Source organism: Micromonospora sp. NPDC047756, assembly GCF_055587245.1.
In genome coordinates, this window is the sequence record NZ_JBVJGQ010000007.1 from 349735 (window position 1) to 374805 (window position 25071).

23 protein-coding genes are annotated in these 25071 nt (G+C 71.5%); 17 read left to right on the forward strand and 6 right to left on the reverse strand.

Annotated features, from left to right (window positions below):
- Positions 1-5: 5 nt before the first annotated feature.
- Positions 6-1433 (forward strand): rifampin monooxygenase, encoded by a 1428-nt coding sequence (gene rox, locus ACZ6NZ_RS24760; RefSeq protein WP_465860396.1) that lies wholly within the window; start codon positions 6-8, stop codon positions 1431-1433.
- A gap of 4 nt (positions 1434-1437) precedes the next feature.
- On the opposite strand, the gene ACZ6NZ_RS24765 is transcribed toward rox, so the two are convergent.
- Positions 1438-2088, reverse strand: a complete 651-nt coding sequence (locus ACZ6NZ_RS24765; protein ID WP_366609438.1) for a GGDEF domain-containing protein — start codon at positions 2086-2088, stop codon at positions 1438-1440.
- Positions 2089-2352: 264 nt separating this feature from the next.
- On the opposite strand from ACZ6NZ_RS24765, the gene ACZ6NZ_RS24770 reads away from it, so the two are divergent.
- From ACZ6NZ_RS24770 to ACZ6NZ_RS24795, 6 genes are all read left to right on the forward strand, one after another.
- Positions 2353-2592, forward strand: coding sequence for a DUF397 domain-containing protein (locus tag ACZ6NZ_RS24770; protein WP_091406718.1), 240 nt, complete (start codon positions 2353-2355; stop codon positions 2590-2592).
- A 144-nt stretch (positions 2593-2736) separates the two neighbouring features.
- Entirely contained in the window at positions 2737-3624 is an 888-nt protein-coding gene (locus ACZ6NZ_RS24775; RefSeq protein ID WP_465860398.1) for a helix-turn-helix domain-containing protein, read from the forward strand.
- Between the two features lie 123 nt (positions 3625-3747).
- Positions 3748-4791, forward strand: a complete 1044-nt coding sequence (locus tag ACZ6NZ_RS24780; RefSeq protein ID WP_465860399.1) for a LacI family DNA-binding transcriptional regulator — start codon at positions 3748-3750, stop codon at positions 4789-4791.
- A 2-nt stretch (positions 4792-4793) separates the two neighbouring features.
- Entirely contained in the window at positions 4794-4997 is a 204-nt protein-coding gene (locus ACZ6NZ_RS24785) for a hypothetical protein (RefSeq protein WP_366609433.1), read from the forward strand.
- A gap of 98 nt (positions 4998-5095) precedes the next feature.
- Positions 5096-6553, forward strand: coding sequence for a serine/threonine-protein kinase (locus ACZ6NZ_RS24790; RefSeq protein WP_465860400.1), 1458 nt, complete (start codon positions 5096-5098; stop codon positions 6551-6553).
- A gap of 33 nt (positions 6554-6586) precedes the next feature.
- Positions 6587-7228, forward strand: coding sequence for a histidine phosphatase family protein (locus tag ACZ6NZ_RS24795; RefSeq protein WP_465860401.1), 642 nt, complete (start codon positions 6587-6589; stop codon positions 7226-7228).
- Between the two features lie 42 nt (positions 7229-7270).
- Here the strand turns inward: ACZ6NZ_RS24795 and ACZ6NZ_RS24800 are convergent, their stop codons facing one another.
- Both ACZ6NZ_RS24800 and ACZ6NZ_RS24805 read right to left on the reverse strand, forming a co-directional pair.
- A complete protein-coding gene (locus tag ACZ6NZ_RS24800; RefSeq protein WP_465860402.1) occupies positions 7271-7771 on the reverse strand; it encodes a DinB family protein in 501 nt (166 codons plus the stop codon).
- 133 nt (positions 7772-7904) lie between these two features.
- Positions 7905-8687, reverse strand: a complete 783-nt coding sequence (locus tag ACZ6NZ_RS24805) for a carbon-nitrogen hydrolase family protein (protein WP_465860403.1) — start codon at positions 8685-8687, stop codon at positions 7905-7907.
- On the opposite strand from ACZ6NZ_RS24805, the gene ACZ6NZ_RS24810 reads away from it, so the two are divergent.
- The 5 genes from ACZ6NZ_RS24810 (at position 8686) to ACZ6NZ_RS24830 (ending at position 14259) form a co-directional block, all read left to right on the forward strand.
- On the forward strand, positions 8686-9468 hold the full coding sequence (locus tag ACZ6NZ_RS24810; RefSeq protein WP_465860405.1) for a DedA family protein: 783 nt from the start codon (positions 8686-8688) through the stop codon (positions 9466-9468). The two genes, ACZ6NZ_RS24805 and ACZ6NZ_RS24810, sit on opposite strands and share 2 nt — an antisense overlap.
- Before the next feature lie 145 nt (positions 9469-9613).
- A complete protein-coding gene (locus ACZ6NZ_RS24815; RefSeq protein ID WP_465860406.1) occupies positions 9614-10792 on the forward strand; it encodes a sensor histidine kinase in 1179 nt (392 codons plus the stop codon).
- Positions 10783-11427, forward strand: coding sequence for a response regulator (locus ACZ6NZ_RS24820; protein WP_465860407.1), 645 nt, complete (start codon positions 10783-10785; stop codon positions 11425-11427). The genes ACZ6NZ_RS24815 and ACZ6NZ_RS24820 overlap by 10 nt, the downstream gene beginning before the upstream one ends.
- Before the next feature lie 723 nt (positions 11428-12150).
- Positions 12151-12714: a hypothetical protein gene (locus tag ACZ6NZ_RS24825; RefSeq protein WP_465860409.1), complete on the forward strand. Its 564-nt coding sequence runs from the start codon at positions 12151-12153 to the stop codon at positions 12712-12714.
- 1125 nt (positions 12715-13839) lie between these two features.
- Positions 13840-14259 carry a protein-tyrosine phosphatase family protein gene (locus ACZ6NZ_RS24830; RefSeq protein WP_465860410.1) on the forward strand — a complete coding sequence of 140 codons (420 nt, stop codon included), beginning with the start codon at positions 13840-13842 and terminating at the stop codon, positions 14257-14259.
- Positions 14260-14750: 491 nt separating this feature from the next.
- On the opposite strand, the gene ACZ6NZ_RS24835 is transcribed toward ACZ6NZ_RS24830, so the two are convergent.
- Complete coding sequence (locus ACZ6NZ_RS24835) at positions 14751-17045, reverse strand: ATP-binding cassette domain-containing protein (RefSeq protein WP_465860411.1); 2295 nt, start codon at positions 17043-17045, stop codon at positions 14751-14753.
- Between the two features lie 166 nt (positions 17046-17211).
- Between ACZ6NZ_RS24835 and ACZ6NZ_RS24840 the strand changes: the two genes are divergently transcribed.
- From ACZ6NZ_RS24840 to ACZ6NZ_RS24850, 3 genes are all read left to right on the forward strand, one after another.
- Positions 17212-17940, forward strand: a complete 729-nt coding sequence (locus tag ACZ6NZ_RS24840) for a MerR family transcriptional regulator (RefSeq protein ID WP_465860413.1) — start codon at positions 17212-17214, stop codon at positions 17938-17940.
- A 46-nt stretch (positions 17941-17986) separates the two neighbouring features.
- Positions 17987-19195 (forward strand): D-alanyl-D-alanine carboxypeptidase family protein, encoded by a 1209-nt coding sequence (locus ACZ6NZ_RS24845; RefSeq protein ID WP_465860414.1) that lies wholly within the window; start codon positions 17987-17989, stop codon positions 19193-19195.
- Positions 19196-19265: 70 nt separating this feature from the next.
- Positions 19266-20105, forward strand: a complete 840-nt coding sequence (locus ACZ6NZ_RS24850; protein ID WP_465860415.1) for a peptidylprolyl isomerase — start codon at positions 19266-19268, stop codon at positions 20103-20105.
- Between the two features lie 179 nt (positions 20106-20284).
- Here the strand turns inward: ACZ6NZ_RS24850 and ACZ6NZ_RS24855 are convergent, their stop codons facing one another.
- Entirely contained in the window at positions 20285-21322 is a 1038-nt protein-coding gene (locus ACZ6NZ_RS24855; protein ID WP_366613073.1) for a LacI family DNA-binding transcriptional regulator, read from the reverse strand.
- Positions 21323-21561: 239 nt separating this feature from the next.
- On the opposite strand from ACZ6NZ_RS24855, the gene ACZ6NZ_RS24860 reads away from it, so the two are divergent.
- Entirely contained in the window at positions 21562-22404 is an 843-nt protein-coding gene (locus ACZ6NZ_RS24860; RefSeq protein WP_465860417.1) for a M15 family metallopeptidase, read from the forward strand.
- Between the two features lie 2 nt (positions 22405-22406).
- On the opposite strand, the gene ACZ6NZ_RS24865 is transcribed toward ACZ6NZ_RS24860, so the two are convergent.
- Positions 22407-23594, reverse strand: a complete 1188-nt coding sequence (locus ACZ6NZ_RS24865; protein ID WP_465860418.1) for a spore photoproduct lyase family protein — start codon at positions 23592-23594, stop codon at positions 22407-22409.
- Between the two features lie 157 nt (positions 23595-23751).
- On the opposite strand from ACZ6NZ_RS24865, the gene ACZ6NZ_RS24870 reads away from it, so the two are divergent.
- Positions 23752-25059: an RICIN domain-containing protein gene (locus ACZ6NZ_RS24870; RefSeq protein WP_465860419.1), complete on the forward strand. Its 1308-nt coding sequence runs from the start codon at positions 23752-23754 to the stop codon at positions 25057-25059.
- Positions 25060-25071 lie beyond the last annotated feature (12 nt).

Consider the following 25071-nt stretch of genomic DNA (forward strand, 5'->3'; position numbering starts at 1 on the left):
ATTACATGATCGATGTCATCATTGCTGGCGGCGGGCCGACCGGCCTGATGGTGGCCGCCGAGTTGCGGCTGCACGGACTGCACGCGCTCGTGCTCGAAAAGGAGACCGAGCCGACCAGCTACGTCCGCGCGCTCGGCCTGCACGCGCGAAGCATCGAGGTGCTGGACCAGCGAGGTCTGCTGGAGCGTTTCCTCGCGCTCGGAACGCAGTTCCCGGTCGGGGGCTTCTTCGCCGCGATCCCCAAGCCGTCGCCGGGCGGGCTGGACACCGCACACGCGTACGTCCTCGGTATTCCGCAGACCATCACCGACCGTCTCCTGGGTGAGCACGCCAGCGAGGTCGGCGTCGAGATCCGGCGCGGCAGCGAACTCGTCGGGCTCAGCCAGGACGACGACGGGGTGACCGTCCGGCTGGCCGACGGCACGCAACTGCGTTCGCGCTACCTCGTCGGCTGCGACGGCGGCCGCAGCACCGTACGCGGGCTGCTTGGTGTCGGCTTTCCCGGCGAGCCCAGCAGCGTCGAGACCTTGCTGGGTGAGATGGAGGTGGGTGTGCCGCCGGAGAAGGTGGCCGAGGTGGTGGCCGAGGTCCGCAGGACCCATCTCCGATTCGGGCTCGGGCCCCTCGGAGACGGGGTCTACCGTGTCGTCGTCCCGGCCGAGGGGGTGGTGGAGGACCGCACTGTCCCACCGACCATCGAGGACTTCAAACACCAACTGCGGGTGTACGCGGGCACCGACTTCGGTGTCCACTCACCGCGCTGGCTCTCCCGCTTCGGGGATGCCACCCGGCTGGCCGAGCGCTATCGGGTCGGCCGGGTGCTGTTGGCCGGCGACGCGGCGCACATCCACCCGCCGACCGGTGGGCAGGGGCTCAACCTCGGCATCCAGGACGCGTTCAACCTCGGCTGGAAACTGGCCGCCGAAGTCAACGGATGGGCGCCGGAAGGGCTGCTGGACAGCTACCACAGTGAGCGGCATCCGGTGGCCGCGGACGTGCTGACCAACACCCGGGCGCAGATGGTGCTGCTCGCACCCGAGCCGGGGCCGCGGTCGGTGCGCCAACTGTTGTCGGAGCTGTTGGATTTCGAGGACGTCAACCGGTACCTGATCGAGAAGATCACCGCGATCGGGGTCCGCTACGACCTGGGCGCGGGGCACGAACTGCTCGGGCGTCACATGCGTGACGTTCGGCTGCGGCGGGGGCGTCTCTACGAGCTGATGCGCGGCGGCCGGGGCCTGCTGCTCGACCAGACCGGCCAGCTCTCGGTCGCCGGCTGGGCGGAGCGGGTCGACCATGTCGTCGACGTCAGCGACGAGGTGGAGGTGCCCGCCGTGCTGTTGCGGCCCGACGGTCACGTGGCGTGGGCGGGCGACGATCAGACCGACCTGCTCCGCCATCTGCCCAGGTGGTTCGGCGCGCCTGTCAGCTGAACGGTCAGCGCTCGCCGAGGAACGCGCTGTCGACCAGCTGGCGGGGCGATCGGGCGCCACCGAGGCTCTTCGCCTGGTACATGGCCGCATCGGCGCGGCTGAGCGCGTCGGTGAGCTGGGCCGGGCCGGTCACCGGGGCGAGGCCGACGGACGCGGTGACCCGGACGCTGCACCCGCTCAGCCGGATCGGCGCGGCGACGGTCTCGCTGAGCCGGCGGGTCGAGTGCTCGATCCAGCGCCGGTCGACGGTGGGGCTGGACAGCAGGCCGGCGAACTCGTCGCCGCCGAGGCGCGCCACGAGATTGTCCCCGGCGAAACCGGCGAGCCGTTCGGCGACGCTGATCAGCACCTGGTCGCCGGCGGCGTGCCCGTACCGGTCGTTGATCTGCTTGAAGTCGTCCAGGTCGAGCACCACGGCGATCAGCGGCTGGCCGGCGGCGTCGGTGAGCAGTGCGGCCGCCAGGCGGTAGAAGGCGCGGCGATTGGGCAACCCGGTCAGCGGGTCGTGACTGGCGGCGTGCCGTTCGGCTGCCAGTTCTGCCTGGAGGTGACTGATCTCGGCCTCGGCGCGCACCGCCCGCCGGCGTAGTTGCCAGGAGGAGAGCAGCGCGCCCGCCGCGCAGACGCCGGAGGCGACACTCATCGGATCCGGCACGAACCCTCCCATCGCCGCGACCGCCTCCAGTCCTCGGTTGACGCGGTACGCCGCGTCGGGCCCAGTTTTGCCTGATCGTTGCCCGTGTGGGGGTAACACAAAGTGAACGGATGGGCACCGATCATGTGCGTTATCATGCTCGCCGTCGGATGCAGATGCAATAGCAGATGCACGTGCAGAACCGTCCAATGTCGATACCGCACCCCCTCGCCGTCACCGCTCCTCCCACGGCCACCGGCGGGCTCGTAACAGAAAGACGCCCCCATGCAGCAGCCACCCAATGGCGTACCGATCCACCAGTTGCCTCCGCTGAGCTGGCAGAAGAGTCGCCGCAGCAACCCCAGCGGCAACTGCGTCGAACTGGCCGAACTGCCCGAGGGAGCGGGCATCGCGGTCCGCAACTCACGACACCCGGAAGGACCGGCGCTGATCTACACGGTCGATGAGATCGCCGCCTTCGTTCTCGGTGCGCGGGACGGAGACTTCGACCATCTGATCAACTGACCGTCCGGGCCGGTGGATCGTCCCGGTGACGAGACTGATTCACCGGCGCGGAGGAGTTCACCTCACTGTCGGTCCATGGCATGCTTACACGTCGGCCGGGCCGGGGCGTCCGGCCGTCGTGGGTCGGTGTCCGGAGGTCCGCACGTGACGATGGTTCCCGCCGAGGGTGGCCCGACAACCGGGCCGACCGTGCTGCGTATGCTGCTCGGCGCCCAACTGCGCCGCCTCCGGGAGTCCAGCGGGGTGACCCGGGAGGGTGCCGGCTGGGAGATCCGCTCCTCCGAATCCAAGATCAGTCGAATGGAGCTCGGCCGGGTCGGCTTCAAGGAGCGCGACGTCGCCGACCTGTTGACCCTCTACGGCGTCACCGAGGACCACGAGCGTGACGCGCTGCTCAAGCTCGCTCGGGACGCGAACAGCCCCGGCTGGTGGCACCGCTACGGCGACGTGTTGCCGTCCTGGTTCCAGTCGTACCTGGGCCTGGAGGCCGCCGCCGCCCTGATCCGCAGCTACGAGGTGCAGTTCGTGCCCGGCCTCCTGCAGACCCGGGAGTACGCCCGGGCGGTCGTGCTGCTCGGGCACGGCACTGCCGGTCCGGGCGAGATCGACAGGCGTGTCGCGCTGCGGATGCAGCGTCAGCAGTTGCTCCAGCGGCAGAACCCGCCGCAGCTCTGGGCCGTGGTGGACGAGGCGGCCCTGCGCCGGCCCATCGGCGGCGCGGAGGTCATGCGTGGCCAGCTCACCGCGCTCATCGAGGCGACCAAGTTGCCTCACATCCGGCTGCAGGTCATCCCGTTCGCGGCCGGTGGCCATGCCGCCGCCGGGGGCGCCTTCACCATCCTGCGCTTCGGCGACCAGGAGCTTCCGGACATCGTCTACATCGAACAGCTCACCAGCGCCATCTACCTGGACAAGCGCGACGATCTGGATTATTACGCGGTCGCCATGGAGCGGCTCTGCGTCGAGGCGGAGCCGCCCGAGCGTACGGCGGAGATCCTCGGCGGCCTGCTGGACGACCTGTACTCGGCCTGACTCCCGACCGCGCTCCCACTCTCCGTTCACGTATTGACCGACGCCGACCGGTCGGGCTAGTCTCTGTATCGATACAGACTGAATCGATACAGAGAGGTGCCGGTGAAGCCAACACTGCAAGCCGTGGCCGACGCGGTCGGCGTCTCACGCAGCACCGTGTCCAATGCCTACAGCCGCCCCGACCAGCTCTCTGCCGCCCTGCGTGAGCGGATCCTGGACGCCGCCCGGCAACTCGGGTACCCCGGTCCCAACCCCACCGCGCGCTCCCTGCGCCGAGGTTTCGTCGGGTCGATCGGGGTGCTGTTCACCTCGCAACTGTCGTACGCCTTCACCGACCCGTTCGCGGTCCGCTTCCTCGCCGGTGTCGGTGCGGCGGCGGAGCGGCACGGCACCAGCATGCTGCTGGTGCCACTGCCGCCGGCGGTGACCGACGCCCGGCAGGCGGTGGAGAACGCCGCCGTCGACGGGTTCTGCGTCTACTGCGTCGCCGACGAAGAGTGGGCCCTGGACGTGATCCGCCAACGCGGGCTGCCGTTCGTCAGCACCGCCGCCCGCGACGACGCCGGCCCCGACGAACGATTCGTCGGCATCGACGAGCGGGCCGCCGCACGCAGCGCCGCCGCGCACGTCGCAGGGCTCGGGCACCGTCGGGTGGCGCTGCTGGCCGACTCCGTGCGGCCCGACGCGCCGGCCGGCCCGCTCACCCTGACCGGGGTCGACCAGGTTCCGCACCCGACCACCCGGGGCCGGCTCAGCGGGTTCGCCGACGCCTTCGCCGAGGTCGGCGTCGGCTGGGCCGAGCTGACACTGGTCAACGTCCCCGGCAACAGCCGCCCGGCGGCAGCCGCAGCCATCGCCGGGCTGTTCGACCAACCCGCACCGCCGACCGCCGTGCTGGCCGGCTCCGACGTCCTCGCGCTCGGAGTGCTGGACGCCCTGGCCGCACGGCCGGCCCATGATCGCCCCTCTGTCTCGGTGACCGGCTTCGACGACGTCCCCGAGGCCGCCGCTGCCGGCCTCACCACCGTCCGGCAACCGGCCGAGGAGAAGGGCCGGATCGCCGCCGAACTGCTGCTCGACCCGCCCGCGGACGCCGCCGCCGGGCACGTGCTGCTGCCCACCGCACTCGTCGTCCGGGAATCCACCGGACCGGTCCCCAGGAGTTGACCATGGAACTTCCCACCGGATACATCACCGCGCTCGACGCCATGAACCGGCACGTCAACTCGGCTCGACCGGACGCGCCGGTCCAGGTCGAACACCCCCGCCGGCCCCTGCTCGCCCCGACCCGGCAGGCCACCGCCCTCGCCCTGCGCCGGCTCGCCGACCGCATCCAACCGCGACCGCTGCCCGGCACCCCGCGCTGCTCCTGACCCGCACCAATCCCATTCCGGTACGCACGGGACGAACAGTGTGGGTCCGGGCACGCAGAGTGGTCGTCTGCGGTGTTGCCAGGCAGACTGGTGAAGCCATGTCGCCGCTCACGCCCACTCTCCGCCTCCACGACCGCTACGTACTGCACGAGCGGATCGGTCTCGGTGGCATGTCCGAGGTGTGGCGAGGCGACGACGAGGTGCTCGGCCGGCCGGTGGCGATCAAGGTGCTCGCCGGGCAGTTCGCCACCGACCCGCAACTGCGGGCCACCATCCAACGCGAGGCCCGCGCGGCCGCCCGGCTGACCCACCCACACGTGACCCAGGTGTACGACTACGCCGAGGCGACCCTGGCCGGCGGCGTCGTGGTCCCGTACCTGGTGATGGAGCTCGTCGACGGTCACAACCTGGCCGACCGGCTGCGGAGCGGGCCGCTGCCCTGGCCGGAGGCGGTCCGGGTGGCCGGGCAGATCGCCGCCGCGCTGGCCGCCGCGCACCGCATCGGCGTCGTGCACCGCGACGTCAAGCCCGGAAACGTCATGCTCACCGACACCGGCGCCAAGGTGCTCGACTTCGGCATCGCCGCGCTCGGCGGCCTCGACAGCCAGTCCGGCGAACCGCTGATGGGCACCCCCGCCTACTTCGCCCCGGAACGGCTGACCGCCGGCCCGCCCGACCCAGCCAGCGACGTGTACGCCCTCGGCGCGCTGCTCTACCGCACTCTCACCGGGCGGGCGCCGCTGCCCGTGCAGAGCTGGGAGGACGCGCTGGAGGTGCACCGGCGCGGCACCCCCGTGCCGCCGCTGCGAGTGCCCGGCCTTCCCGCCGACATCGCCGAGCTGACCGTCGCCTGCCTGGCCGCCAACCCGGCCGACCGGCCGAGCGCCGCGCATCTGGCCCGCCGCTTCGGCGCCGGTCAACCGGTCGAGCCGCCCACCGAGCTGCTGCGCATCCGACCGGCCGCCCACCCGCCCACCCTGATCGACAGATCGGTGCTGGCCCGCCCCGGCCCGGCCACCGCCGCACCGACCCGACGCCGGTCGCGTCGGCCTCTCGGCGTGCTCGTCGCGGCCGTGCTCGCCGTGCTGGTCGGCGTCGGTGCCCTGATCGCGCAGAATCCGCTCGGCAACCCGGGCACACCCGACCCGACCGAGATCGCCGCCGCACCGTCGACCTCCGCCCCGGCCCCCGCGCCCACGACACACTCGCCGACGCCGGCCGCACCGTCCTCGCCACCCCCCGCCGCCAGCACCGCGCCCGCAACCGTCGGGCAGCAGCTACCGGTCAGCTTCCGCCAGGTGAGCAGCGAGTTCGCCGCCGTCCTCGCCACCGCGGTCGCCCGCGGCGACATCGACCCGAAGACCGCCGAAGACCTGCGTGACGACCTGGCCGACCTCAACCGCCGCACCAGGGACCGCGCCGAGCGCGTCGCCGACCTACGGGACCACATCGCCGAGCTGGTGCGGCGGAACCGCCTACCAGCGCAGACGGGCGCGAAACTGGACGCTCTGCTCGCCCGGACCGGCACCTTCTCCACCAGCCGTACGGACGACTGATACCCCCGTCGATACCGCTGGCATGATGTCCCGATGCGGACACGTCTGATCTTCGTGCGACACGGTGAGTCGGTCCACCAGCTCGAAGGAATCATCGGTGGGCCACGAGGCTGTCGGGGCCTCACCGCCCTCGGCCACGAGCAGGCACACGACCTGGCCAACCGGCTCACCGGCGACATCGCCGCCGACGGGCCGGTGGCGGTCTACTCATCCGTGCTGCGCAGGGCCGTCGAGACTGCCCAACCGATCGGTGCGGCGTTCGGCGTCCGGCCCGTGGCCGACTGTGGTCTCTGCACCTGGCACACACCCCCGTACGCCGACGGCCTGCCGACCGCCCTCTTCCGCACCGACCACGCGATAGCCGGTGGCGGCGTGTTCCGACCGTTCGAGGAGGGCAACGAGAGCTGGGCCGAACTGGTGGTCCGCGTCAGCCGCGCGATCATGGAGATCGCCCACCGGCACCGGGGCTCCACAGTGGTCCTGGTCGGCCACAGCGAGACCGTCGAGGGCGCCTTCCACGCGCTCGGCGCGCAGCCGGTCTTCCGGGCGTTCGACCTGGACGTGCCACCGGCCTCGATCACCGAATGGACCACCGACCACGATCCGGGCGGTTGGCCGCCGGCCCGCTGGACGCTACGCCGCTTCGCCGACACCGGCGGGTGGGCCCGAGGGTGATCCCGACTCTGCCGCCTCCGGCCCGAGCAGGCGGAGGTGCCGCTAGTCGGCGGCCAGGATCTGCTCGCGCAGGATCTCCGCGTGCCCGCAGTGCTGTGCCATCTCGCGCAGCACATGCAGGTAGACCCAGCGCAGCGGCAGCGGGCCGCGCCGGTTGCCCCGAAGCAGGTCGTCGAGGCCCAGGCTGGACGTGGCGCGGCGGGAGGCTTCGCAGGCTTCCCGGTGCACGCGCTGGACGACGGCGATCGTGTCGCCGTCGTCGAGGATGAACGATTCGTCCGGCGTGGCCGGAATGCCGATCTCGGCGCGGGGCCGGCAGGTGACGGCCTCGTCGAACCAGACCTTCTCCACGAAGGCTGCGTGCTTCACCAGACCCAGCAGCGTCGTCCGGGACGGCACCAACGACCGCCGCGCCTGCTCCTCGGTCAGCCCGTCCAGGTAGCCGTTGAGCGCTCTGCGGTGCTCGTCGATGAACGCCTCGAACTGCGTCTGGGCTGACTGGCCGACGACATCATCGGCGAAGGTCGGAGGAAAGGAGGTCATGCCCGAAGCATTCCAAGGTCGTCGCCGCCGCGCAAACAGCCCAATCAGCCGAAGGAGAGCAGAACGCCAGCCGTCGTCACTGGCAGCCAACTCGGGCCACGCTGGGGGGACGGGTCCCGACTTCGCTCCCCAGTCAGCCGAGGCTGACAGTGAGCGACTCGCCGGGGTCGGTGCCCGCCCGGGCGTACACCTCGCCCGTTGGCGTCCAGACGCCCGAGAGCCCTGCCGCCTCGGTGAAGCCACCGCCGGTCGACCCGGCGAAGCTCGCCACCGCCACCCAGACCCGGTGCGCGGTGGCGATCCGGTGCGCCCGCTGGCCTGTCACTGCGGCGTCGCGGGCCGACTCCAGGACGCCCGCCGCGTACACGTCGATCCCGAGCGCGGCCGTCCGCGCCGCGTGCGCGGCCACGCCGGTGTCCTTGCAGATCCCCAGCCCCACCCGCCAACCGTCGACATCGAGCACGACCGGGCTGTCGCCGGGCCGGAATCGACGGGCCTCCGCGTCCCCCAGCCACATCTTCCGGTACGCCACCGTCGCACCGCCACCGGTCACCGCCAGCATCGCGATGTGGTCGCCGGCGACCGGCGCACCGACCAGGGCCAGCGCACCCGCCTCGGCGCACGCCTCGACCAGCGGCGACAACCGCGGGTCGTCGACCGCCACGACCGGCGCGTCCAACTCGTACCCGGTCAGCGACAGCTCCGGAAAGACCACCAGCCGGGCGCACGCCGCGCGGACCACGGCGGCGTGCGCGCGTGCGTTCGCCGCGACATCCAGGGGTACGCACGGTGGCTGCGCCACCGCGAGCCGCAGCGGGATGCGGCTTTCCGCACCCCCACCGGTGTGGTCGACCCGCGCGGCCGGGCGGTCGGCCCCATGGTCGGCTCTCAGGATGACTTCGTAACGTGGGCGCATGATTCGAACGTCCCACGCCGTGTTCGCCACCGGAACCCCCGCCGCCGCAGCGGAGCCACCACAGGACGGGATCGTCGGCTACGTCACTGACCTGGTGGAACGACTCGGCGGGCCGGGCGCCGGCCTGGCAGTGGCGTTGGAGAACCTCTTCCCGCCGATTCCGAGCGAGGTGATCCTGCCGCTGGCCGGGTTCGTCGCCGCGCAGGGACGGATGAGTCTGATCGGTGCGATTTTTTGGACCACGCTGGGTTCGGTGCTGGGCGCGCTCGCGCTCTACCTGATCGGCGCGGCCCTGGGACGCGACCGGATGCGCGCCATCGTTTCCCGGCTGCCACTGGTCAAGCTCAGCGACGTGGACCGGACCGAGGCGTGGTTCCTACGCCACGGTGTGAAGGCCGTTTTCTTCGGCCGGATGATCCCGATCTTCCGAAGCCTGATCTCCATCCCGGCCGGCGTGGAGCGGATGCCGGTGGGCACGTTTCTGCTCTACACCACGCTGGGCAGCCTGATCTGGAACACCACGTTCGTACTCGCCGGCTACCTGCTGGGTGACAACTGGCATCTCGTCGAGGGCTACGCCGGCATGCTCCAGAAGGTGGTGATCGTCGTCTGCGCGGCGGCGGCCGTCTGGTTCGTCGGGTCCCGCGTGCTGAAGGCCCGCCGCGCTGCCCGCAACCCCGAGCCGACCGAACCCGAGCAGGGCGTACTCAACGCGGTGCCCGACCCGGGCGGTCGCGGCACCCTCTACCGGAGCGGATCGTGGGCGTCGGACGAGCGCTGACCAACCCCTCTGGTTTTCTTGTTCCTTTGCTCTGCACCCCGGACTGCACCGGGGTCGCGTGCGGACGGGTCACGTGACGGTCCCGCATCGCGCCGACGTCTCCTGCCGGCGCATCACGTGAAGCGCAGCAAGGGGAGCAAGCTCGGTGCGGAAGGCGGGTGAGGTGGTGGGGGAGCGGCAGACCGGCAGGTGGTGGCTTCGGCTCCGGCTGCCGCTCGGTGTCGCCGTCGGAATCGCGACGGCCGCCGTCGAGTTCGCCTTCCTCGCCGTCGCGGTCGCGGCCCGCAGTGTGTTCGTGCTCGCTCCTGCGGCGAGCCGTCGGGTCACCGGCCTGACCAGCACGTACGGCGGGCGGCTGGTGCGGATGGAACACCGCCGCCTCACCGGGTTGCTCGCCGCCGAGAATCTGCCCGCGCCGAACACGGTGGCGACCCGGAGGCAGCTCGGCTACCTGGCCACCCGACTGTTACCCGGCGGGCTCGGCCTGCTGGCGTACGCCGTGCTCGGCGTCGGTGTGGTGCTGGCCGCGATCGTGCTGCGCGCGGCCGGGCGCGGAGAGCTGACCCTTGTCGACGTCCTGTCCCAGATCGCCGTCGGGGCGGTGCTGTTACTGCTCAACGTTCAGGCCGTCGTCAGCATCGCCGCGCTGGACATCCGGCTGGCGCGACGACTGCTCGGCGCGGGAAGCCGGGCGGAGCTGGCCCGCCGGGTCGATGAGCTGACCACCAGTCGGGCCGGGGTCATCGCCGCTGTCGACGCCGAACGGCAGCGCATCGAACGCGACCTGCACGACGGCCTCCAACAGCGGTTGGTCGCCCTCGGCATGCTGCTCGGCCGGGCCCGTCGCGCCCGCGACGCCGACCGCACACACGCACTGCTCAGTCAGGCACACGAGGACGTGCAGCGGGCCATCGAGGAGCTGCGCGAGGTGGCGTGGCGGGTCTACCCGTCAGCGCTGGACGACAGCGATCTGGGTGAGGTCCTGACCATCGTCGCCCGGGGATCCGAGGTGCCGGTGCGAGTCCGCTGCGAGCTGCCGGTCCGCCCCGAGCGGCAGGTCGAGACGGTGCTGTACTTCGTGGCCTGCGAGGCGCTCACCAACGCCGCGAAGCACGCCGCCGCTACCCTGGTCACGGTCGACATCGGAGTACGGGATGGGTGGATCCGGATGCGCGTACACGACGACGGCGTCGGCGGGGCGGAACCGACCGGACGCGGGTTGTCCGGGCTGGCGCGACGGGTCGCCGCGCTGGACGGTCGGCTTCTGGTGACCAGCCCGGCCGGCGGTCCGACGACCGTGCTGGCGCAGCTGCCGTGCGGCTAGTCCTCGCCGAAGACTCGACGCTGCTGCGGGAGGGCCTGACGCGGCTGCTGGCCGACGAGGAGCACGAGGTGCTCGCGGCGGTCGGGAGCGCCGACCAGCTTGTCGAGGCCGTCGGACGATCCCGTCCCGACGTGGTCGTCACCGACGTCCGGATGCCACCCAACCACGCCGATGACGGGCTGCGGGCCGCCCTGGAGATCCGTCGTCGGTGGCCCGACACCGGCGTGCTCGTGCTCTCCCAGTACGTGGAGCGGCGTTACGCCGGGAGACTGCTCGCGGACCGTCCCGAGGGGGTCGGCTACCTGCTCAAGGACCGGGTCGCCCAGGTGGACGACTTTCTCGACGCCCTCGACCGGGTGGCGGCCGGCGGCACTGCCCTCGACCCGGAGGTGGTCCGTCAGGTGGTGGCCGGCTCGGACCGTCCCGACCCGTTCGGTCGGCTGACGCCACGAGAACGGGACGTGTTGCACGAGATGGCCCAGGGACACACGAATCTCGCCATCGCCCAGCGGCTGCACGTCTCGCAGAGCGCTGTCGAGAAGCATGTCAACGCCATCTTCGACAAACTCGACCTCGCACACACAACGGGTTACAGCCGACGAATCCTCGCAATCCTGCGCTACCTGGGCTCCTGAACCGCCCAGGCTCCTGAACCGCCCAGGCTCCTGAACCGCCCAGGCTCTGGGCCGGGCATGGCGGTCGGCCGCGCATGATCAACTCGGGTTTCCTGATGTCGGGGCGTCCGGGCGTCCGGGATGCCCCGACATCCGGGAACGCCTGTGGATCACCGCATGTGAGGGGGCGATTTTCGACGCAGAGCCGCTCGGCATGGGCGGTTTGTCGGGTGAGGGGCGGTTGTGGGGTGTGGTCGGGTGCACCCGTGGGCTGGAATCATGGCCGGGCTGGGCTCGTTACACACTCTGACGATCGCAGTACCACCGACCGCGGGCCGGCCTTTGAGGGCGGGTCGCGCAGGTGGGAATGGCAGCCTTGACCTGGTCGTTGCAGTCCCCACGACCGCAGGCACCGCCTCGACGAGGGTGCCCGATGGGTCCGAACCCGGAATGACCCCGGCCCGCCGGTCGTTACAACCCCCACTGACTGCAGGCACCGCCGCGATGAGGGTGCCCGATGGGTGGGCCAACCCGGAATGACTCCCGGCCCCCCGGTCGTTACACAGGGTCCCGGCGCCACGAGCCCCCGCTCGCCAGGTCGCCGACTCCGACGCCCCGGCAGGGCGTCACCCCTCAGACTTTTCCCTTGTTAGTGCAGCGCCGGACGAGGTGCTCACACCCCCACCACCGTTTTCCCCCCTTGTTGGTGGTGTGGGTGTTCCTACCCCCGAAGGAGCTACCCCCATGAACACGATCATGCGTAAGAGCGTTCTGTCCGTTGCGGGTCTCGCGTTCACCGGTGGTGTGTTCGCCGGTCCGATCGCCGCCCACGCCGCCACCCCGGTTGATGCCAAGCCCGTCGCCGTGGCGGTGCAGTCGGCCGCGCCGAAGCCGCAGGGCGACCAGTCCCACATCAGCCTCAACGACGAGCAGACCGCCAACGTCAAGGCGATCATCGCCGCGACGAAGAAGGCCGGCCTGCCCGAGCGGGCCGCGGTCATCTCGATCGCGACGAGCCTGCAGGAGTCCAAGCTGGAAAACCTGGGCCACCTGGGTGATAGGAACGACCACGACTCGCTGGGCCTGTTCCAGCAACGCCCGAGTTCGGGTTGGGGTACGCCGGAGCAGATCACTAACCCCGAGTACTCCACCACCGCCTTCTTGAAGGGTCTGAAGCAGGTCGACGGGTGGCAGGACATGCCGCTGACCGACGCCGCGCAGACGGTGCAGGTGTCGGCCTACCCGGACGCCTACGCCCAGTGGGAACAGCAGGCCACCGACCTCGTCGCCCAGCACTGGAACAGCTGACCCGCACCACCGCACGACAAGCACCCGACACCACCGCACAGCACTACCGCACGACCACAGCACCACCGCACGGCACCACAGCACCGCACCACAGCACCACCGCACAGCACCACAGCACCACCGCACGGCACCACAGCACAGCGCCACACCGAACCGCTGGCCGGCACCCGCAACCCGAGGTGCCGGCCAGCGGCGCTTCCGTTTCCGGGTGGCAGGCACATGTCGTTGGTCGCTGGTCGTGAGTGCCAGCGGCGCTTCCGTCTCCAGTGGCAGGCATATGTCATTGGTCATGGGTGCCGCGACGCCGGGCGAGCCCGAAGGCGGATGCGCGACGGCGCAGCGGATGGTGCCGGTAGCTTTTCGGCAGATCTTGGACAGTTTCCGTCAAGCGAGAGCGAGAGCGGAAAGTGTCCAAGATCTCGTTGATTGTGGGCCGCAGGCGCGGCGCGAGAGCGGGTCTCGCGGCCGTGAGGCGACCGGCGTGCAGCGATGAAACCCCCGGCGGCCGAACGGTCCGGCAGAGCGGCCGGGCGTTGAGACCGACCGCCATACCACCGGTGATGCAGCGGGCGTTAAGGCGCTCCATTCGTGCGCCCCGTTTGTGCGCGCCGTTTGTGCGCTGCGTCTTTGCGCCCGTCTGTGCGCCCCGCCCGGCCGAGCTGGTCAACGCCGGCAGGCGGTACGGCCGGAGTGGGCGGCCGCGGCCATCGTTGCGGCACCACGGCACCACGGCACCACGGCACCACGGCACCACGGCACCACGGCACCACGGCACCACGGCACCTGGGCGGGGCGGGCGGGCGACACCAGCGCTACGGGGTGGCACCAGCGCGGGGCGGCGCGAAACGGCGGGTGGTGTGATCGCAAGGCGGCAACCGGAGGGGTGGGCAGGCCGAGGTGCGGGAACAACAGCGCCGGCGGGCTGGTTGTGGAGGGTGTCGGTGTGACTCAGTGTCCCCGGGCCTCACCTAATATCGCCCTCGCGGAATACCGTTCGGCTGGAGCCGCGTCGTGCCACTCGCCGAGAGGCGACCTGCACACCGACACCAGCGCCGCCCCCGGCCCTTCAGCCGGGGGCGGCGCTGTCTGTAGTCACCTGTCGGAGCGTCGCGGCACAATGTCGGGGTGACTGACGCACAGTCGTGGTCCGAGCAGCCGGGCGTACTCGTACTCCCCAGTGGGGCGACGGTGCGCGGTCGCCGCGTCGCTGCCGCGACCTCGCCCGCCGACTTCGCCGTGCTGCTGGCGCCTGGCCCGGAACCCGCCTGGGCGTACCGGCGGATCCGTTGGCCCGACTTCTGGGTGCCGCTCGACCGCGCCGAAGCCCTCGACGTTCTGCGGGAGGCGCTGCGACGGGCCCACAACGGTGAACGTGTCGAGGTGGCCTGTCGGGGTGGGCTGGGCCGCACCGGAACGGCCTTGGCCGCCCTGGCGATCCTCGACGGTCTGCCGGTCGAGCGGGCGGTGCCGTGGGTGCGGGCCGGTTACCACCCGAAGGCGGTCGAAACCCCCTGGCAGCGGCGCTGGCTGCGCCGCGTCGCCTGAGGCCGCCCGCTAGACCGCCGCCCGCTAGACCGCCGCCCGCTAGACCGCAGCCGGTCGGAGCGCCGCCGTACCCGCCACCGTGACGCCGGGCCAGCCGACCGCGTCCACTGGCACCGCCGCACCGCCGCACCGCCGCACCGCCGCACCGCCGCACCGCCGCACCCGGCGGACCGCCGCAGCAGCGGACCGCAAGCACCGCCGCAGCAGCGGACCGCAAGCACCGCCGCAGCGGCGGACCGCAAGCACCGCCCCGCCGCCGGACCGCAAGCACCGCCGCAGCGGCGGACCGCAAGCACCGCCCCGCCGCCGGACCGCAAGCACCGCCGCAGCGGCGGACCGCAAGCACCGCCGTAATGGCGCTACTGGCACCGCCTTACAGCAGCCGCCCGTGCCGGCACCCGTCGCCGCAGCGCGTCGGCTGGCCGCAGCGCGCCGACTGGTCGTAGCGCGCCGGCCGGCGGCAGCGCGTCGGCTGGTGGCGGGTACCGGTGTCAGCCCTGGCCGATCACCGCCGGGTCGTTGACGTACTCGCGGAGGTGCTTGGCGGTCAGGGTGTCGCCGGTGGCGACCAGTTCGGCCGGTGTGCCGGTGAAGACGATGCGGCCACCGTCGTGGCCGGCGCCGGGGCCGAGGTCGATGAGCCAGTCGGCGTGAGCCATGACAGCTTGGTGGTGCTCGATGACGATCACCGTGTTTCCGGCGTCGACCATCCGGTCGAGTAGGGCCAGCAGTTGGTCCACGTCGGCCAGGTGCAGGCCCGTGGTCGGCTCGTCGAGGACGTACGTGGTGGTCTTCTCGGCCAGGTGGATGGCGAGCTTGAGTCGTTGCCGCTCGCCGCCGGACAGGGTGGTCAGCGGCTGGCCCAGGCTGAGGTAGCCCAGCCCGACGTCGACCAACCGGCCGAGGATGAGGTGGGCCGCCCCGCTGGGGAAGAACGCGTACGCCTCGGTGACGGACATGGTCAGCACCTCGTGGATGTTCTTGCCACGCAGCGTGTACGTGAGCACCGTGTCGGTGAAGCGCCGCCCCTCGCACCGTTCGCAGACGCTCGCGACGCCGGCCATCATCGCCAGGTCGGTGTAGATGAGGCCGATTCCCTTGCAGGTTGGGCAGGCGCCCTCGGAGTTGGCGCTGAACAGCGCGGCCTTGACCCCGTTGGCCTTGGCGAAGGCGGTGCGGATCGGGTCGAGCAGCCCGGTGTAGGTGGCCGGGTTGCTGCGTCGTGAGCCGCGGATCGGGGACTGGTCGACGATGACGACCCCGGCCCGGCCGCGCAGCGAGCCGTGGATCAGTGAGCTCTTGCCGGAGCCGGCCACGCCGGTGACCACGGTGAGGACCCCGAGCGGGATGTCCACGTCCACGTCGTGCAGGTTGTGCAGGTCGGCCTGGCGGATGGCGAGTTGCCCGGTGGGTTGACGTACCGCCGCGCGCACCCTCACCCGGTGGTCCAGGTGCCGCCCGGTGAGGGTGCCGGAGCGGCGCAGGCCGGGGATGTCGCCGGTGAAGCAGATCCGACCACCGTCGGTGCCGGCGCCCGGTCCGAGGTCGACCACGTGGTCGGCGATGGCGATGGTTTCCGGTTTGTGTTCCACCACCAGCACGGTGTTGCCCTTGTCGCGCAGCCGCAGCAGCAGGTCGTTCATCCGGGCGATGTCGTGGGGGTGCAGGCCGACGGTGGGTTCGTCGAAGACGTAGGTGACGTCGGAGAGGCTGGAGCCGAGGTGGCGGACCATTTTCACCCGTTGCGCCTCGCCGCCGGAGAGGGTCGCCGACTCGCGGTCCAGGCTGAGGTAGCCCAGACCGATCTCGACCAGGGAGTCCAGCAGGTCGCGTAGGTTGGCGACGAGTGGCGCGGCTCCCGGGTCGTCGACGGTGCGGACGAACGCGGCCAGGTCGCTGATCTGCATGGCCGAGCAGTCGGCGATGGTGAGCCCGGCGATCCGGGACGACAGGGCCGCCGCGTTGAGTCGGGTGCCGCCGCAGTCGCCGCAGCTGGTGAAGGTGACCGCCCGGTCGACGAAGGCGCGGATGTGCGGTTGCATCGACTCGCGGTCCTTGGTCAGGAGGAGCCGCTTGACCTTGACCGCCAGCCCTTCGTACGTCCAGTTGTTGCTGCCTACCTTGATCTTGGTGGCCGGCTTGTGCAGGAAGTCCTCCCACTGTTGCGGGGTGAAGTCCTGGAGTTTGACGTCCGGGTCGAACAGGCCGGAGCCGACGATGGTCTGCCAGTACCAGGAGTCGACAGCGAAGTTCGGCACCGTGATCGCGCCGTCGTTGAGGGAGCGCTCGACGTCGACCAGCTCGTTGACGTCGAGGTCGGAGACCCGGCCCAGCCCCTCGCAGGTGGGGCACATGCCTTCGGGCAGGTTGAAGCTGAACGCCCCTGCGCCGCCGATGGTCGGGTGGCCGAGCCGGCTGAAGAGGATCCGCAGCATCGCGTACGCGTCGGTGGCGGTGCCGACGGTGGAGCGGGAGTTGCTCCCCATCCGCTCCTGGTCGACGACGATGGCGGCGCTGAGGTTGCGCAGCGAGTCGACGTCCGGCCGGTTGAGGTTCGGCATGAACGACTGGAGGAACGCGCTGTAGGTCTCGTTGATCATCCGCTGGGACTCGGCGGCGATGGTGCCGAAGACCAGCGACGACTTGCCCGACCCGGAGACACCGGTGAAGACGGTCAGCCGGCGTTTGGGGATGTCGACCGAGACGTCGGCGAGGTTGTTCTCCCGCGCTCCGCGTACCTCGATCATGTCGTGGCTGTCGGCGGCGGACCATGCTGGCTGCGACATGCGAACCCTTCACGGAGTCGTGGCGGGACTTTGCCCCGCCGGGCACTGGCGGGTTCCATTGTCTCATTCATCCCCATGTAGATAGTTCTGGTGAGAGCTGAGCAGAGGCTGCGGAGCTACGTCCAGGAAAGTCTCAAATCACGTCGTAAGCGGTACGGTGGCTCGCGTGGACGTCGCCTCGAAGGATCGGCTGCGCGCCGTGGACCTGGCCGCCACCGTCGGGATCTCGGTGCAGCAGGTGCGCAACTACGTCGAGTTGGGGGTGTTGCCGCCGGTGCGCCGCACCGCCAGCGGCTACCGGATCTTCACCACCGAGCACGCCCGGGCGCTGACCGTGGCGCGGCGGTTGGCCGAGGGGCACGGTTGGAGCCGTACCCGGGAGATCATGGCGGCGGTGCACGCGGGTGACCTGCCGGCGGCCCTGGCGGCGCTCGACGGCGGCCACGCCGAGCTGGACCGGGAACGCGCCGAGATTCGCCGGGTGCTCGGCGCCTTCGAGACCGTGCTGGCCAGCCCACCGGCGACCCGACCCGCACCACGCCACGGCGCCCGCATCGGCGAGGTCGCCGCCCTGGTCGGGGTCCGGACCTCGCAGCTGCGGCTGTGGGAGGAGCGCGAGCTGCTGCGGCCGGGGCGCACCCCGGGGACCAACTACCGGGTGTACGACGAGGCGGAGCTACGCGCGGCGCAGGTCATCGCGTTGCTGCGCCGCGGCGCGTACCCGTTCGAGATCATCGCCGCGGTGCTGGGCGAGCTGCGCACCACCGGCAGCGCCCAGCGGGTCCGCGCCGAGCTGGCCCGCCGCGAGCAGGAGCTGCACACCCGCAGCCTGCGCCGACTGCGGGGCAGCGCCGCCCTGCACGACTACCTGCGCGCTCGCGGCGACGCGAGTTGATCGGCATCCGTCCCGCCGGTCGATCCTTCTGACTAGGGTCGGGCACATGAGAGCTGCGCTGCTGGCGGCCACGACGTCCGCCGTCCTGCTCGCTCCCGTGCCGGTCGGTGCGACGGGAGCGTCCGCCGCGCCGACGGTGCGCTGCCCCCGGGTTCCGGTGCCGGCGGCGTCCCGCCCACCCCGGCCGTCGCCCCCGCCCGCCGTCGGAGAGCAACGGGCGATCGGCGGCGCGGCGCTGGACACCGCCGGCCTGGTCGTGCCGGCCGGCGTCCCCGCGCCGCCGAAGGTCACCGCCACGTCGTGGCTGGTCGCCGACCTGGACAGCGGCCAGGTGCTCGGCGGCTGCGGCCCCCACGAGTACGGCACACCGGCGAGCGTGCAGAAGCTCCTGCTGGCGGCCACCATGCTGCCCAGGCTCGACCCGAAGCAGGTCGTCACCGTCACCGACGCGGACATGAACATCGAACCCGGCTCCTCGGCCGTGGGCCTCGTCGCGGGCGGCCGGTACACCATCGAGACCATCTGGCTCGGGTTGCTGCTCAACTCCGGCAACGAGGCCGCCAACGCCCTCGCGCGACTCGGCAGCGGAACGGACAGCGCCGCCGGCGTCCGCGCCATGAACGAGCAGGCCCACCACCTCGGCGCGCTCCAGACGCACGCGGTCACCCCGTCCGGTCTGGACGGCAGGGGGCAGTTCACCAGCGCGTACGACCTGGCGCTGATCGCCCGTGTCTGCTTCGCCGAAGCGAACTTCCGTCGGTACGCGCTGACCGAGCAGGCGTCGATTCCGGTCCAGCCGGCGCAACGCACCAAGGGCTTCGAGATTCAGAACGAGAACCAGCTCATCTACCGGTACCCGGGGGCGCTCGGCGGCAAGACCGGCTTCACCGACCTGGCCCGGCACACCTACGTGGGGGCGGCGGAACGGGGCGGGCGGCGGCTGGTGGTGACCCTGCTGGGCGCCGAATCGGCACCCGTACGCGGCTGGGAGCAGGGCGCGGCCCTCCTGGACTGGGGTTTCACGCTGCCGCGCGACGCCGCCGTGGGTCGACTGGTCGAGCCCGGCGAGCTGACCGCCACCCCGTCCGCGGCGCCGTCCGCGCTGGCGGCACCCGGCGCGCCCCGACCGGCGGCGGCCAGCGGGCCCGCGCCCAGCGGCTCGGGGTGGCTCTGGTCGGTGATCGCGGTGAGCGGCGCGACGGTGGTGGCGTTGATGGGCGGCGTGCTGTGGCGGCGTCGCCGCCGGATGCCCTGACGGATCGACATCGGGCGCTGCCCTCCATAGACTCCGGTCTTTCTGGCCCCACCAGTCCAGGAGGATCCCTGTGTCGAGTGAACTCGAACCGCGCCCGGCAGTGGCGGCACCCCGCCGACCGGTGCGCGCCCTGACCCGCCTCGCGGGGGTGACGGTGTTAGCCGGGGCGCTGCTCGTCGGCGCGTCCGCGAGCGCGGTCGCCGCGCCGGCCGGCGCCGACGGTGCTTCCGCCGCGCCGTCCGTGGTCTCGGACGCCGCCGACCGGCCACCGCGCACCACCCACGGCCCGTGCGCGTACACCGAGACCCCGGACGAACCCGCGGCCCGGCCGGTGCCGCTGCCGCCCGACCCGCGACGCACCCCGGCCCGGGGCAGTGTCCGGGTGACCCTGGCGACCAACCACGGGCCCATCGGGTTGACACTGGACCGGGCCGCGGCGCCGTGCACGGTGCAGAGCTTCCTGCACCTGGTGAGCAAGCGGTTCTACGACCGCACCCCGTGCCACCGGCTCACCGCGTACCCCACGCTGAGCGTGCTGCAGTGCGGTGACCCGTCCGGCACCGGTGAGGGCGGCCCGGGCTACCGGTACCGCGACGAGTTGCCCACCGACCTACCGCCCGCGCCCACCGACCCGACCGGCGAGCGCCGGGTGTACGCCCGTGGCGTGCTGGCCATGGCCAACGCCGGGCCGGACACCAACGGCAGCCAGTTCTTCCTGGTCTACGCCAACTCCGCCCTGCGCCCCAACTACACGATCTTCGGCGAGGTCGACGGGGCGGGCCTGGCCACGCTGGACCGGATCGCCGCCGGGGGAGTGGCACCGACCGCCGAGGACCCGGCACCGGTCGACGGCGCGCCCGCCCTGCCGGTGACCATCCGCAAGGCCGTCCGCTGGCACCACCACCACTGAGGGTGCGGCGCGGTGGGTGACCGTCGGTCGCTCACCGCGCCGGGTGGTCGAGGTGGGCTACGACGCCATGGAGGGCGAACGGTTCCGCCGTGGGCGGCTCCCGGTTGTGGGCGGCTCCGCCGGAATTTTCGGGAACGGACCGGAACCGGTCCAACCGGTTTCCGGCGCAGGCCAGGCCGTCACGCCGAGGCGGGCGACCCGGTCAGCGGGGCGGCGGTGCTGTCCCGCACGACCAACTCGGTGGCGAGTTCCACCCGGGGCGAGTCGATGCCCTCGCCCTGGGCCAGGCGCAGCACGGTCCGGGCCGCCAACCGTCCCATCTCGACCAACGGTTGGCGCACGGTGGTCAGCGGCGGTGAGGCCCAGCGGGCTTCCGGCAGGTCGTCGAACCCCACCACGCTCACGTCGTCCGGCACGCGCAGCCCGCGACGCCGGATGGCCTCGTAGACGCCGAAGGCCATCTGGTCGCTGGAGGCGAAGATGCCGGTCGGCGGGTCGGCGAGGTCGAGCAGCGCGGTCCCGCCGGCGAAACCGGAAGCGTGGTAAAAGTCGCCCGGGTAGATCAGCGCGTCGTCCACCGGCACCCCGGCGGCCTCCAATCCGGCCCGGTACCCGTCGAGCCGGGCCCGGCTGCACAGCAGGTGCGTCGGCCCGGCCACGAAACCGATGCGCCGGTGCCCGATCGCGAGGAGATGTTCTGTCGCGGCGAGCCCGCCGGCCCAGTTGGTGGCGCCGATCGTGGGCACCTCCATGGCCGGCACGCCGGCCGGGTCCACGACCACCACCGGCACGTTGAGGCGACGCAGTTGCGCGTGCAGCGGCGGGCTCAGGTGCGAGGTCACGAAGATGACACCGTCGGTGGCCCGGGTGCGCAGGTTCTGCAACCACTGCCGGGCCGCGGTCGGCTGCCGGTGGATAGCGGAGACCACGGTGCCGACGCCCGCGCCGTGCCCGACGTCCTCCACGCCACGGATGATCTCCACGGCCCAGGGGCTGTCCAGGTCGTTGAAGACCAGGTCGACGAGGCCGGCACGGCGAACGCTGCGGCTGGTGCGACGCCGGTAGCCGTGGTGGCGCAACAACTCCTCGACCCGTTCCCGGGTGTCCGGGGCCACATCGGAGCGTCCGTTGAGCACGCGTGACACGGTCGGCACCGACACTCCGGCCTCCCGTGCGATCGCGGTGATGGTCACCCTGCGTCCGTCGTCCGCGCCCACCCGCGTCTCCTTCACCGAGCCGGAGGAACGACCACCAGGCGTCGCCCACCGTGTGTCCCGAAACGGCGTGCCCGTTCCACGCGTCATCTTGCCTCACCGATGGGGGTTGACGACACGCCAGACCGACCGAAGCTTTGCTTGAGTTGCGGAAAAGTTCCGGAGATCTTCCGGTTACTTTCGGTCAGCCGGCCGGATGGATCCGGGGATGGCGGCCCTGGTCGGGCTGATAGACAGAACTCGTGCGCTACCGCCTGGCCGTCGTGCTCGCGCTCGCCGCGTCGCTGGTCGGCTGCTCGCGGCCGGAGCCCCGCCCCGCGCCGGCCGGGCCGCAGCCGACGTCGGCGAGCCCCACACCCACGCCGACTCCGTCCACCTCCGTGCCGGCCCCGCTACCCGGGTTCGTGGTGCTGACCGACCTCGACCCGCGCATCCACGCCGACGTCCGGTACGCCACACCGCACAACTTCGTCGGCCGACCGATCGCCGGCTACCGCGAGCCGCTGTGCCTGCTCACCCGGCAGGCGGCCGAGGCGTTGCGCCGCGTAGAGGACGCCGCGCTGACCGGTGGGCACAGCCTCAAGGTGTACGACTGCTACCGCCCGCAACCGGCGGTGGACGACTTCGTCGCCTGGTCGAAGCGCCCCGACGAGCAACAGACCAAGGCCGAGTTCTACCCGGACCTGGCCAAGAACCGGCTCTTCGCCGACGGTTACATCGGCGCGCCCACCGCCCACAGCCGCGGCAGCACCCTGGACCTCACCCTCGTCGACGAGCCCGCCGCCAGCCAACCTCCGTACCGGGTCGGGCAACCGCTGGTCGCCTGCACCGCGCCGCGCGGGCAGCGCTTCGGGGACAACAGCATCGACATGGGTACGGGCTTCGACTGCTTCGACTCGCGGGCGCACACGGCCGACCCCCGCATCAGCGGAACGGCGCGGGACAACCGTCGCCTGTTGCGGCGGCTGATGACCGACGCCGGGTTCGTCAACTACGACCGTGAGTGGTGGCACTACAGCCTGCGCGACGAGCCGTACCCGGACACGTTCTTCGCCGCACCGGTCGCCCGCTCCTCGGTCGGCTGACCTCAGGTCCAGTAGAGGATCCGGCAGGCCGGCACGCGGGCGGTGAGTTCGGCGGTGAACCACTCGCGCAGCTCGGTCATCTGCTCACGCGGGTAGACGTACTTCACCGCACCGAACTTGCCGTGCTTGCGGGTGCGGGACTCCTCGTCCATCTCCAGCCGGGTGCCCGGGTACCAGCCGAGCAGCACCTCCTTGCTGCCCGGCGTGAACCGGTGGGTGATCAGCTCGGCGGTCAGGTCCAGGTCGGGCACCCCGTCGACCGCCGCGCGGACCTGGTCGAGCAGTTCGCCGTAGTGCTCCCGCCACTGCGGCAGCGCGATGATCGGCGCGATGGTCAGCCCGACCGGGTAGCCGTCCAGGGCGAGCCGGCGCAGCGCGGCCAACCGGTCCGGCACCCGGGCGGTGCCGCCCTCGAACCGACCGCTCACCGGGGCGCAGTTGACGCTGAAGCGGACCCGGGTCCGGCCGGCGTGCGGCAGCCCGACGAAGGTGTCCACATCGGCGTACTTGGTGGTCCAGCGCAGTTGCACGGGAGCGTCCCAGTCGGCGAAGTGCTGCACCGCGCGGCGCCAACTGCCGGTCAGGTGCTCCAGGGCGAGCGGGTCGGTGTAGCAGGACGCCTCGAAGGTGGTGCCCTCGTCGGCGCGCCGCGCGTTGCGGCTGGTCACCGTGCCGCGCCCGGCGTACGCGGCCAGCCCGGTGAGGATGTCGTCGAGGTCCGCGTACACCCGGGTCACCGGCGGGCCGGACAGGGATCCGGCGAGGTAGCAGTACTGGCAGTGCGCCGGGCAGCCCTCGGCCAGGTCGACCCGCCAGTCGGCGCTGGGCGCGATGGGTTGCAGTACGCGCCGCGAGGGTGGGCTGACCACTATCGCCATCGTCGACTTGGCCCGGGCGTAGGTCTCCCGATCGGTCTGCCCGCGTACCCCGGTGAGCCGGTTGGCGCGCAGGTGTTCCACCTCGATCCCGAGTGCCCGCACCCGGTCGACGATCCGTTGGCCGTGCGGGTGGTCGAGCGCGGCGGGGGTGGCGACCACGCGGCTCGGGGTCCAGCGGCGCGCCGAGCGGGTCGGCGGCGCGAGGCCGGCTAGGTCGCGGGTCGGCACGTGTTCGCCGCTGGCGTCGTGCGGCGCGGCGGGCACGTCCACGGCGAGCGGCTGGTCGACGTCGACGCCGTCCGGGCTGGTCACCGGGCCGGGTTACCCGCTGGCGCAGGAATCCCACCCGTTCGGGCGATCGGCGATTGACGCGATCAGGTCAGAGGAATAACCTTTCGTCTATCTGTAAACCTTGTGAACAGATGTACCTCGACGCGGCGGCGCGCGTCCCCACCGAAGGGACGATCAGGTGATCGCAGAACTCTCCTCCCGTACCAGACGAATCCTGTCATTGTTCGTCGCCCTGGTCGTCGCGCTGACCGCCGGTGTCGCGGTCAGCGCCTCGCGAAGCGCGCAGGCCGCGCCGACGTTCAAGGTCCTGGCCTTCTACAACGGCACCTGGGACGCCGCGCACATCGACTTCGTCAAGGACGCCCGGGCCTGGTTTCCGCAGGCCGCCGCCCAGCACGGATTCTCCTGGGAGGCCACCAACAACTGGAGCCTGCTGAACACCTCCAACCTGGCCCAGTACAAGGTCGTCATGTTCCTCGACGACGCGCCGCCCGCCGCACAACGCGCCGCCTTCCAGCAGTACGTGCAGAACGGCGGGGGGTGGTTGGGCTTCCACGTCAGCGCGTTCACCACCAACCCGTCGAGCTGGAGCTGGTACTACAACACCTTCCTCGGCACCGGCTCGTTCCAGACGAACACCTGGGGACCCACCCGGGTCACGATGCGCGCCGACAACCGCACCCACGCCGCCACCCGCAACCTCCCGGCGACGTTCTCGTCGTCGATCAGCGAGTGGTACTCCTGGAGCAACGACCTGCGGCAGAACCCCAACATCGACATCCTCGCCTCGGTCGACCCGTCCAGCTTCCCGGTCGGCACCGACCCCAACCAGTCCTGGTACGGCGGCTACTACCCGCTGGTCTGGAGCAACCGGCAGTACAAGATGCTCTACGCCAACTTCGGCCACAACGCGATGAACTACAACACCAACACCGGGCTCTCATCCACCTTCGACAGCCCGCAGCAGAACCAGTTGCTGATCGACGGACTGCACTGGCTGGCCGGTGTCGGTGCCGTCCCGCCGACCACGCCCCCGCCGTCGGACGGCATCTCGCCGACCGCCTGGCACACGGTCGTCAACCGGGGCAACGGCAAGTGCGTGGACGCGCGGGCCGCGGCCAGCGCGAACGGCACAGCCATCCAGCAGTACGCGTGCAACAGCAGCACCGCGCAGCAGTACCAGTTCGTGCCGACCAGCGGCGGATACCTGCGGGTCAACAACCGCAACAACAGCGCTCAGGTGCTCGACGTGACCGACCGGTCGACAGCCGACTCGGCACCCATCCAGCTCTGGTCCTACAGCGGCGGCAACAACCAGCAGTGGCGGGCCGAGCCCGAGGGCGGCGGCTACTACCGCCTGGTCAACCGCTCCAGCGGCAAGTGTCTCGACGTGCCGGGCGCGTCCACGGCGGACAGCGTCCAGCTCATCCAGTACGCCTGCAACGGCACCGCCGCGCAGTCCTTCCGCCTGGTGCCCATGTCGTAGGTCGCCGATAGC